The sequence below is a fragment of the Giesbergeria anulus genome (assembly GCF_900111115.1).
Taxonomy (GTDB): Bacteria; Pseudomonadota; Gammaproteobacteria; order Burkholderiales; family Burkholderiaceae_C; genus Simplicispira; species Simplicispira anulus.
Genome location: NZ_FOGD01000009.1, coordinates 108,386 through 118,571 on the forward strand (window position 1 = coordinate 108,386; position 10,186 = coordinate 118,571).

Annotated in this window: 9 protein-coding genes; 4 read left to right on the forward strand and 5 right to left on the reverse strand. The window is 58.0% G+C overall.

All coding sequences use genetic code 11. The annotated features are described in order from the left end of the window. Window positions 1-12: 12 nt before the first annotated feature. From BMX55_RS12650 to BMX55_RS12665, 4 genes are all read right to left on the reverse strand, one after another. Window positions 13-1,521, reverse strand: coding sequence for a DUF4178 domain-containing protein (locus BMX55_RS12650; RefSeq protein WP_091458266.1), 1,509 nt, complete (start codon window positions 1,519-1,521; stop codon window positions 13-15). A gap of 9 nt (window positions 1,522-1,530) precedes the next feature. Then, complete coding sequence (locus BMX55_RS12655) at window positions 1,531-2,625, reverse strand: SPFH domain-containing protein (protein WP_091458268.1); 1,095 nt, start codon at window positions 2,623-2,625, stop codon at window positions 1,531-1,533. 77 nt (window positions 2,626-2,702) lie between these two features. Further along, window positions 2,703-3,005, reverse strand: a complete 303-nt coding sequence (locus BMX55_RS12660) for a flagellar basal body protein (RefSeq protein ID WP_091458269.1) — start codon at window positions 3,003-3,005, stop codon at window positions 2,703-2,705. Between the two features lie 51 nt (window positions 3,006-3,056). Beyond that, a complete protein-coding gene (locus BMX55_RS12665) occupies window positions 3,057-4,763 on the reverse strand; it encodes a methyl-accepting chemotaxis protein (protein ID WP_091458271.1) in 1,707 nt (568 codons plus the stop codon). Window positions 4,764-5,082: 319 nt separating this feature from the next. On the opposite strand from BMX55_RS12665, the gene BMX55_RS12670 reads away from it, so the two are divergent. From BMX55_RS12670 to radA, 4 genes are all read left to right on the forward strand, one after another. Continuing rightward, complete coding sequence (locus tag BMX55_RS12670; protein ID WP_091458273.1) at window positions 5,083-7,392, forward strand: NADP-dependent malic enzyme; 2,310 nt, start codon at window positions 5,083-5,085, stop codon at window positions 7,390-7,392. A gap of 388 nt (window positions 7,393-7,780) precedes the next feature. After that, a complete protein-coding gene (locus BMX55_RS12675; RefSeq protein WP_091458275.1) occupies window positions 7,781-8,206 on the forward strand; it encodes a barstar family protein in 426 nt (141 codons plus the stop codon). Between the two features lie 23 nt (window positions 8,207-8,229). After that, window positions 8,230-8,391: a hypothetical protein gene (locus tag BMX55_RS16480; protein ID WP_177172898.1), complete on the forward strand. Its 162-nt coding sequence runs from the start codon at window positions 8,230-8,232 to the stop codon at window positions 8,389-8,391. Window positions 8,392-8,456: 65 nt separating this feature from the next. Continuing rightward, window positions 8,457-9,839, forward strand: a complete 1,383-nt coding sequence (gene radA, locus BMX55_RS12680; protein ID WP_091458276.1) for a DNA repair protein RadA — start codon at window positions 8,457-8,459, stop codon at window positions 9,837-9,839. A gap of 13 nt (window positions 9,840-9,852) precedes the next feature. Here radA and BMX55_RS12685 read toward each other — a convergent pair. Beyond that, window positions 9,853-10,186, reverse strand: a 334-nt coding sequence (locus BMX55_RS12685; RefSeq protein WP_218144498.1) for an RNA-guided endonuclease InsQ/TnpB family protein, incomplete at its 5' end; no start/stop codon positions are given.

Below are 10,186 nucleotides of genomic sequence, written 5' to 3' on the forward strand. Positions count from 1 at the left end.
CCGGAAAAAAGTTTATTTATGACCACCGCCGGTGGAAAATCCGCCAAACGAGCCGCCCGAACTGCGGTAGCTGCTACCCCCCCCAGAGCCTCCACTGGAGTTGTTCGAGCAGGTGCTCAGGAGCACCAAAATAATGATGATGACGATGGCAATCAATATCAGGGTGCCACAGCCTATCCCTGAGCTGCTAGATAAGGGGGCTGCATCTTGGCGTTTGAACAGGTTTTTATCCGCATCGAGCTTAAAAGCGGCGGCCACGGCCTCACTGCTGATCTTGTTGCCGTACGACCAAGTCACTTCCTGCGGCGTTTGCTCCATCGCCAACAAGCCCTTGGGGCCCGCAAAGTCGCGGTTAAAGGTTTTTTGGCCGCGCTCTAGCGGCCAGTAAAACTCGCCCAGCACATAGGTGGTTTGGGCGTTGTAGCTGTATTGCAGTTCGTAGCTGCTGCCCAAGTAGCTGGCCGTTTGGCCTCCGCCCGCCAGTTTGGGCGCGCCGGTGGTGGGGCGCACTAGGCTCCAGCCATCTTCGGCATCGACCAAAAAGCAAAAGCCGCGCTTGCGATGAAACAGCAGGTACTCGCTCCAGCCAAATTGCTCATCGTCGCCCGGCTCTTGGCCCATGCGGTGCTGAAAGCCCACCACCTGCCAAGGCACCCCTTCCAACTGGCCTAGACTGCCCAAGGCAATCAGCGGCTGCACGGGCTCATCTTGCAGGGCGTGGTGCAGTTCTGCGCCCACGCCGCTGTCTAAGGTGATGATGCTGGCACACGACGGGCAGGTCACGCTCTTGGTGCTGCTCAGTTTGACTGGCACCGGCGCGCCGCAGTTTGGGCAGTTGAACTGGCGGCCAATTTCCTCTTTGACCGATTCTTCTTTCAGGCCCTGCAAGTGCAGGTCTTCAAGCTGGATGGCGCGGCCCCGCTCTACCTTGGGCGGTGTGCTGCCGTAGTCGATGGACAGCACCTCACCGTCTTCGCTGCGCAGCTCCACGATGCCAAACTTTTCGCCCAGCGCGGGTAGCTTAGGCAGTTCTCCTTGGGCCGACATCAGCGCCGCCTGCACATTGGCAGCCACACTGTAGGGCTTGCCGTTGATGGCGGTGGTCATGCCCACGCGAAATTGGCTGGCCGCTGGCAAGTTGCGCCCGGCATCTACCGGGCGGGTAAAAACGTAAGCCCCGTTGTCTTCGCCCAGTGTGGCCGTACTGCCATCGTTAAGAAAGGCTACCCACTCCGTCCAAGTGCCGGTGTCCGCCTTGTATTGCAAGCGCCCAATCAGCGTAAACGGCACATTTTGACCATTTAACTGAATACGCCCGCTGGCGTTGAGCTGCAAGGGGCTGTGGTCGTCAAACAGCTCGGCCATTTTGCCCAAGCGTTGCAACACATCACCGTTGCGCACTACCGTACTTTGGCAGTAGCCACAAACGGCGTGCGTGGACTGCGCGCTTTTAAACTCTACCGGCGCGCCACAGCCGGGGCAAGGCGCACGGTAGCTGCGTTGGGGGGTATCGGAGGCCATCCGGGCCGCTTAGACCAGTTTTTTCAGCAGTTCGGCCTTTTTGGCATCGAACTCTTCCTGCGTCAGGATGCCCTTGGCTTTGAGGTCGGCCAGTTTCTCCAAGGTGGACATCACCTCGTCGGGGGAGATACCTACCGGGGTAGCCACGGATGCTGGAATGCTGACAGCGGCCACGGGAGCTTGTGGAGGTGCAGCGTGCATACCCCCCAAACCCGATTGCAGGTTTTGCGCCAGCAACTGGCCCATGGCCATACCAGCCCCCAAGCCCATCGCATCACCCGCAACGCTGCCGCCACCACCGGCTTGCCCAGCGGCTGCAGCAAATTGCGGAATGGCTTGTGCGGTTTGGTACTGCATGAATTTGCCCATGTCGTTGCCAATCATGCCCATGCCAATTTTTTGGTCGAGCAGCTTTTGTAGCTCTTCGGGCAGCGAGAGGTTTTGTACCGTCAGGGTCTCTAACTTGAGGCCAATTTTGGCAAAGGCAGGCTCTAGCTCTTTGGACAGCGCATTGGCAAACATCAGCTGGTTGGCCGCCAAGTCCAAAAATGGCACGCCGCTGCTGGCAATGGCATTGCTGATGTTTTGCAGCACCAAGCCTCGCAATTGACCATCCACCTCGGCCACGGTGTATGCCTCGCGGGTGCCGGAGATTTCGGTGTGGAACAGCTTAGGGTCAGCCACGCGGTAGGCATAGTTGCCAAAGGCGCGCAGGCGCACGGCACCAAAATCTTTGTCGCGGATGGTGATGGGCTGGGGCGTGCCCCATTTTTGGTCAATCTGCTGGCGCGTGCTGAAAAAGTAAACATCGCTCTTGAAGGGCGACTCAAACAGCTTGTCCCAGTTTTTCAGGTACGTTAATACTGGCAGGGTTTGGGTGGTCAGCTTGTAGGTGCCGGGGCCAAAGACATCGGCCACCTGCCCCTCATTGACAAACACTGCCATTTGCGACTCGCGCACCACCAGCGTGCCGCCGTTTTGGATTTCCATATCCGCCATCGGATAGCGCCAAGCCAGCGTGCCGTCGCTGTCTTCCGTCCATTGCAGAATGTCAATGAACTGTTTCTTGACGAAATCGCTTTTGAGAAAGTCAAAGAGGGCCATGCGTGCTCCCGGTGTCGGGGGTGGTGGAAAGGAGCAAGCATCATAGCGCCCAGCCACGGCACTAGGGGCTTGTTGGCTCAGGCGCGCTCGTCGAGCAAAGTGCCCATCAAGCGGCCTTCTGTTTTGACCGAGAGCAGGTTGGCCGCAAAAGAATAGGTGGCTGAGATTTGCTCTACCGCCTCTTTCTCCAAGGCTACCTTCTCATTGCTTTGGCGCTCCATGCGCGCACGGGTGCCGCCATTGTCCGGGGCCGCCTCCTGCTCGACCGCCGTGCGCCGGTAGTTGGGGGTATTGGCATTGGCCACATTGTGGGCTGAAGCGTCCAGACGCATCTGGGCGGCCTGCATACCAGAGCTGCCGATAGAAGAAATAGAAGCCATGGTCAAAATTCTCCAGAAAAAATAGTACCCACAGCAGGCCGGGTCATGCTGTTAACGCGGCAGCGCGGGCAAATGCTGCCTACCGTGCTGGTGAGCGCCCAACTGAAACTGGCTCACCAACTCAGTCAAGCGCATGGCCTGCTCGCACAGGCTGGCAGAGGCGGCAGCACTTTCCTCGACCAAAGCAGCATTTTGCTGGGTGGCATGGTCCATTTGCGTCACCGCTTCTGCCACTTGCCGTATGCCTAGGCTTTGCTCGCCGGTGGCTGTATTGATCTGGCCCATCAGATCGGTCACGCGCTGGATACTCTGTACCACGTCGTGCATTTTCAGGCCTGCCTGATCTACCAAGGCAGAGCCTTGCGTTACCTGATCGACGCTGTTGTCAATCAGCGACTTGATTTCTTTGGCCGCTGCTGCCGAGCGCCCGGCCAAATTGCGCACCTCGGAGGCCACCACGGCAAAACCCCGGCCTTGCTCACCAGCCCGTGCCGCTTCTACCGCTGCATTGAGCGCCAAAATGTTAGTTTGGAAGGCAATGCCATCAATGACACCAATGATGTCGGCAATTTTGCGCGATGCCGTATTGATGCCCTGCATGGTATTGACCACCTGTGCCACCACTTGGCCCCCTTCGCCAGCAATGGCAGAGGCATGAACCGCCAGTTGATTGGCCATTTTGACGTTTTCAGCGTTTTGCTGCACGGTCGAACCCAATTGGGCCATCGAGGCCGCTGTTTCTTCCAGCGCGCTGGCCTGTTGCTCGGTGCGGGCCGACAAGTCATGGTTGCCTTGGGCAATCTCGGCACTGGAGGTGGCTACATTCTCCGCATTGTTGCGCACATTGGACACCATCGTTGCCAGCTGCTCCTGCATCGCCCTCATGGCAGCCATCACACTGCCACGGTCTGTAGTGGCTACCGTGATGTTCTGTGCCAAATTGCCTGCACGCACGGCTTCGGCGGCTTGGCGCACCACCACGGGTTCAGCGCCAATCAGGTGCATGATTTGGGTCTTGAACAACCACAGGCCTAGGGCAGCCACTAGCACCGTGAACATCGCAATCAGCAGCAACACGCCGTACCAAAAGTTTTTGTCGCTGTGGGCTTGGGCCACCGCAGCATTGGTACGCTGATCGAGCAGGTGGAGAAACTCATTGACCGGCTTCATGATTTTGGCTTTGAACAAGTGGTAGTTCTTGTCGTGCATCATGGCCCGCGCCTTTTCAAGGTCGGGCGCACCTTCTAGGGTAAAGCCACCCTTGCCATCGGCCAACTTGCCTTTGACCAGATTCATGGCGATGGTTTCGGTTTGCACCAACTCGTTGGAATTGTTCTCAGCCTCTTTGAGCTTGGCAAACTCGGCATCGGTAAAGCCCGCTTGCTTCATCAGGGTTTGCAAGGGCGTAGCTGCATCCGTATCTTTGGGCACTTCTAGGCCCGCAGCGCGGAAGTCCCAATAGATTTTTTCATAGTTGCGCGGGCGCGGATGTTTGCCGTTGCGAATTTCCAGAATTTCAAAATACTGGCGCTCATATTCCGCATCGCCTGAGACCACATAGGTGCGCGCCAGACGGGTCAGATCATCCGAGCTTTGGCGCAGCTCATCGGCCAGCAAATAGGAGGCATACCGGGCGTGGTTGATATCGGCCAATCGGGTATTGGCCACCCCCAACTGGTACAGGGCAAAGGCCAAAACGCAGGCCGTGGCTGCAATGATCAGCAGCAACAGCCGGAACATCTGTTGGATGGTTTTCATAATCTGTTGGGGGGGGGATGGATTTGTCTCTAGGCGCAGGTGGTAACGACCACAGCAGATGGTTTATTGTTTGGCTGCTGCCGCCCGTTTTGTAACAGAATCCCCAAGTCTTGTAATGTGATATTACGTTTCAATACAGTACTGTGCAGTGTGGCTTGTACTTACGTTTCAATACAGTACTGTGCAGTGTGGCTTGTACTGTGACGCCGCAAACCGCGCAGAGACAGGTCTACAATCGCCCTCCCCTGACAGGAGCCGACGGTGCCTCCTTGGCAATCAACCAGCGCACCGCTGCTCCACTACCCGCTGGAGAAGCACCATGCCTGAATCCACCTCGGCCAATACGCCCGACAAAAAAGCCCAACTGCGCCGAGCCGCTCTGGAATACCACGAGTTTCCCAAGCCCGGAAAAATTGCCATTGCTGCCACCAAGCAAATGGTCAACCAACACGATCTGGCCTTAGCCTACTCTCCGGGAGTCGCCTCCCCCTGCGAAGAGATCGTGAAAGACCCCAATGCGGCCTTTCGCTACACCAGCCGGGGCAACTTGGTAGGGGTCGTGACCAATGGCACCGCCGTGCTGGGCTTGGGCGATATTGGCCCACTGGCCAGCAAGCCGGTGATGGAGGGCAAGGCGGTACTGTTCAAGAAGTTCTCTGGCATTGATGTCTTTGACATTGAGATCAACGAGAAAGACCCCGAAAAACTGGTCGAAATCATTGCCGCGCTAGAACCTACTTTTGGCGGCATCAATTTAGAAGACATCAAGGCCCCTGACTGCTTTTATGTCGAGCGCAAGCTGCGCGAACGCATGAAGATTCCGGTCTTCCACGACGACCAGCACGGCACAGCCATCGTCGTCGGTGCCGCCATCCTCAATGGCCTGAAGGTGGCTGGCAAAGACCCTAAGCAAATCAAGCTGGTTACTTCTGGCGCTGGCGCTGCGGCGCTGGCTTGCTTGGGGCTGCTGGTCAAGCTGGGCATTCCGCGCGAAAACATTTGGGTCACGGATTTGGCCGGTGTGGTGTACGAAGGCCGCACCGAGCTGATGGACGAAGACAAAATCGTCTTTGCACAAAAAACCGAGCAACGCTCATTGAGCGAAGTGATTGCCGGTGCTGACGTGTTTTTGGGCCTGTCTGCAGGGGGCGTACTGAAAAAAGACATGGTGGCGAAGATGGCCGCGCGGCCACTGATTTTTGCCTTGGCCAACCCCAACCCCGAAATCTTGCCCGAAGACGTCAAAGCCGTACGTGACGACGCCATCATGGCCACCGGGCGCTCGGACTACCCAAACCAAGTCAACAACGTTCTGTGCTTTCCGTACATCTTCCGAGGTGCGCTCGATTGTGGTGCCACCACCATCACGATGGAAATGGAGATTGCCGCCGTTCATGCCATTTCTGAGCTGGCCCAAGCCGAGCAAAGCGAAGTGGTGGCGGCGGCTTATGCAGGCGAGCCGCTGGCCTTTGGCCCAGAGTACCTCATTCCCAAGCCGTTTGATCCACGCCTGATGATGAAGATTGCGCCTGCCGTGGCGCAAGCGGCAGCCGATAGCGGCGTGGCTCTGCGCCCCATTGCCGACATGGACGCCTACAGCGACCATCTGCAAACCTTCGTCTATGCCTCAGGCACCATGATGAAGCCGATCTTCCATGCTGCAAAAAAGGCCTCACGCAAACGTGTGGCCTATGCCGAGGGCGAAGAAGAACGCGTGCTGCGCGCCGCACAAATCGTGGTCGATGAAAACTTGGCCCGCCCGACGCTGATTGGCCGCCCACCGGTGATTGCCCAGCGCATCGAAAAATTTGGCCTGCGCCTAAAAGAGGGCCTTGATTACGATGTGGTCAATGTCGAAAACGACCACCGTTACCACGACTTCTGGCAGACCTACCACCGCATGACCGAGCGCAAGGGCATCACCGAGCCCATTGCCAAGATTGAGCTGCGCCGACGCCTGTCACTGATTGGGGCCATGCTGCTGCACAAGGGTGAGGTCGATGGCCTGATCTGCGGCACTTGGGGCACCAACCCCATGCACCTAAACTACATTGACCAAGTGATTGGCAAGCGCGCTGGCGTCAACACCTATGCCTGCATGAACGGTCTGCTGCTGCCCGACCGCCAAGTGTTTCTGGTCGATACCCACGTTAACTACGACCCCAGCGCCGAGCAGCTGACAGAAATCACCATCATGGCTGCCGAAGAAATGGTGCGTTTTGGTATCAAGCCCAAAGTAGCCCTGTTGAGCCACTCCAACTTTGGCTCGAGCAACCAGCCCAGCGCCATCAAGATGCGCGACACGCTCGATATGTTGCGCGTGCAAGCCCCGTGGCTCGAAGTAGATGGTGAGATGCACGGTGATGTGGCGCTCGATGGTGCAGCGCGCGCCGCCCTGATGCCCAGCAGCACGTTGCTGGGCGATGCCAATTTGCTGGTGATGCCCAACATTGATGCCGCCAACATTGCCTACAACCTGCTCAAAACTGCCGCCGGTGGCAACATCGCCATTGGCCCGGTGCTGCTCGGAGCGGCCCAGCCAGTGCATATTTTGACGGCCAGCGCTACAGTGCGCCGTATCGTAAACATGACGGCCCTGACAGTGGCCGACGCCAACGTACAGCGCTAAAACCAGCGCACCGGGAGCGCCTTGGCGTCCGGTCTTTTAGCCCCAAGGGCCTGCCCACTATGCGGGCAGGCCCTTGCTTTTTAGGGGGGTTTGCGTCACACTAGAGGTTTGAACTTCCGGGTAAACCCGTAGTTTTTAGAAGGTGTGCCCACGCTTGTATCGGCACCTTTTTGGCACCACTGCGTGGGCCTTTCCCCCTTGGTCAGTTCCAGATTCTTTCAGTGTGTGACTGCATCCGTGAGCACTACGTTTGTTTTTGCGAGATGGTGCACTGGCCCCCTTGGTGTGCGCCCTGAACTTGCTCTGTGTCAACCAGTTTGCCCCATCCCGCCCCTGGCAGTGGATCGGGACGCCCCCAGTTTTTGGACTTTAAGAAAGAGAAGCGGAGATGGACATGCCACTTCGTAAGGATCAAGACACCCCCCTGCGCAGTGTACGCGCCAACATCGTGCAGTCTATCCGCGCCTTTCGCGTGCAAGACTTGCAAGAAGCGGCTATTACGCTGGGGCACCATTTTCTTTACGCTAACCTCGCCCATGCACAGTCCAAACAGGACGTATTGGATTTGATTGCACAGCAATTTACTTTTCCGGCGCAATGCGGCAAAAACTTTGACGCGCTCTACGACGGCATGACCGACCCATTGCACCGCTCCGGCCCACAACCGGGCTTTGTGTTGGTGCTAGAGCAAATTCCGGCCACAGCCAAGTTTGACAAAGAAGCCCGCGAGCAGTTGCTAGACATTTTCCGCGACGCCGCCGACTACTGGGCTGACCGCAAAATTGCCTTCCGCTGCTTTTATTCTTTTCTGTAGCCCGTTCTGCATCCCTTGGCCAAGTGGAACGGGCCGTTGAGGCCACCGAAGCACCGATCACGGTGCTAGGCACTCCTATTGCAGGTGCCGAGGTGCTGCCCACCGACAAACTGGTGGACATCTCGCCGCTGGCGCTGCGCATGAGCAGCCCCTTCAATGCGGGCTACTGGTTGTCTGCTGCCTGATTGGCGCACTGGTTACAGTGTTTTTAACCCGCCCTGGTGGCGGGTTTCTTTTTTGGGGGTTCCCTATGGCGAAAGAAAAAACCGTCTTTACCTGCAACGAGTGCGGCGGTACCTGCGCACGCTGGCTGGGCAAATGCCCAGCCTGTGGCGCTTGGAACACCCTGACCGAATCGGTGGCGGCCAGTACAACTCCATCAAAAAACCGCTACAGCGCCAGCCAGCACGCCGGACTGGCGGCAGCACAACCCGTGATTGCTCTAGGGGCGATTGATGCCACCGATATGGCGCGCACCCCCAGTGGTATTGAAGAATTAGACCGGGTGCTGGGGGGCGGCATTGTCGAGGGCGGTGTAGTGCTGATTGGCGGCGACCCTGGCATTGGCAAATCCACCCTGCTGTTGCAAGCGCTAGACGCCTTGCAACGCGCAGGGCTGCCCACCTTGTATGTCACAGGCGAAGAAAGCGGTGCCCAAGTAGCCTTGCGCGCACGCCGCTTGGGGGTCGATCACAGCCAAGTGCAGGTGCTGGCAGAAATCCAATTGGAAAAAATCCTCGCCACCATTGAAGCCGTGCAACCGGCCGTGGCCGTGATTGACTCGATTCAAACCGTGTATTCGGATCAACTCAACTCGGCCCCCGGCTCGGTGGCCCAAGTGCGCGAATGCGCGGCCCACCTGACGCGCATGGCTAAATCGTCCGGGGTCACGGTGGTGCTGGTGGGGCATGTAACCAAAGAAGGCGCACTGGCTGGCCCGCGTGTGCTGGAGCATATGGTCGATACCGTGCTCTACTTTGAGGGTGACACGCACAGCAGCTTTCGCTTGGTGCGCGCCATCAAAAACCGCTTTGGTGCCGTGAACGAAATTGGCGTTTTTGCCATGACCGAAAAGGGCCTCAAGGGCGTCACTAACCCTAGCGCCATCTTTTTAAGCCAGCACAGCGAGCCGGTGCCCGGCAGTTGTGTGCTGGTGACGCTAGAAGGCTCACGGCCACTGCTGGTAGAAATCCAGGCACTGGTCGATGGGGGTGGCCCCAGCCCCCGGCGCTTATCGGTCGGGTTAGACCGCGACCGCTTGGCGATGCTGCTGGCGGTGCTGCACCGCCATGCGGGCGTGGCCTGCGCCGATCAAGATGTGTTTGTCAATGCCGTGGGCGGTGTGCGTATCAGTGAGCCAGCCGCCGATTTGGCTGTGATGCTGGCGATTACCTCTAGCTTGCGTGGCAAGCCCTTGCCCAAGGGATTTTTGGCCTTTGGCGAGGTGGGGCTGGCCGGTGAAGTGCGCCCAGCGCCACGCGGCCAAGAGCGCCTGAAAGAAGCCGCCAAGCTGGGCTTTAGCGTGGCTGTGGTGCCCAAGGCCAACGCACCCAAAAAACCCATTGAGGGGCTGACCATCCATGCCGTAGAGCGGGTGGATGAGGCGATGGAGGTGGTGCGCGGTATAGGTTGACATCCTCTCCGGGCTAAACCCCGGAGATTCCTACTGCTAGACGGCGATGCCCCGCCGCGAGAATGTTGCGTGCTGCATTCACGTCGCGGTCGTGTGCCGCCCCGCAATCGCTGCACGTCCATTCTCTTATTCCAAGTCCTGCTCTACCTTTCGGACTGCTAGCGGGAATACTCCCGCAGCACGAGCAAGTCTGGGTTGTGTACGCTTCATTTACTTCTTCAAAGACGATACCGGCCTGATGGCTCTTATATTCCAACATCGTCTTGAGCATGGCCCAGCCCGCGTCCAGCGTGCTCTTGGCCATTTTGGTTTTAACCAACTTTACGCTGGCCACGTCGCCCACGAAG

Excerpts from the sequence above, each read along its gene's own strand:
- BMX55_RS12650 (WP_091458266.1), bottom strand. The coding sequence starts at position 1,521 with ATGGCCTCCGATACCCCCCAACGCAGCTACCGTGCGCCTTGCCCCGGC.
- BMX55_RS12655 (WP_091458268.1), bottom strand. The coding sequence starts at position 2,625 with ATGGCCCTCTTTGACTTTCTCAAAAGCGATTTCGTCAAGAAACAGTTC.
- BMX55_RS12660 (WP_091458269.1), bottom strand. The coding sequence starts at position 3,005 with ATGGCTTCTATTTCTTCTATCGGCAGCTCTGGTATGCAGGCCGCCCAG.
- BMX55_RS12665 (WP_091458271.1), bottom strand. The coding sequence starts at position 4,763 with ATGAAAACCATCCAACAGATGTTCCGGCTGTTGCTGCTGATCATTGCA.
- BMX55_RS12670 (WP_091458273.1), top strand. The coding sequence starts at position 5,083 with ATGCCTGAATCCACCTCGGCCAATACGCCCGACAAAAAAGCCCAACTG.
- BMX55_RS12675 (WP_091458275.1), top strand. The coding sequence starts at position 7,781 with ATGGACATGCCACTTCGTAAGGATCAAGACACCCCCCTGCGCAGTGTA.
- radA (WP_091458276.1), top strand. The coding sequence starts at position 8,457 with ATGGCGAAAGAAAAAACCGTCTTTACCTGCAACGAGTGCGGCGGTACC.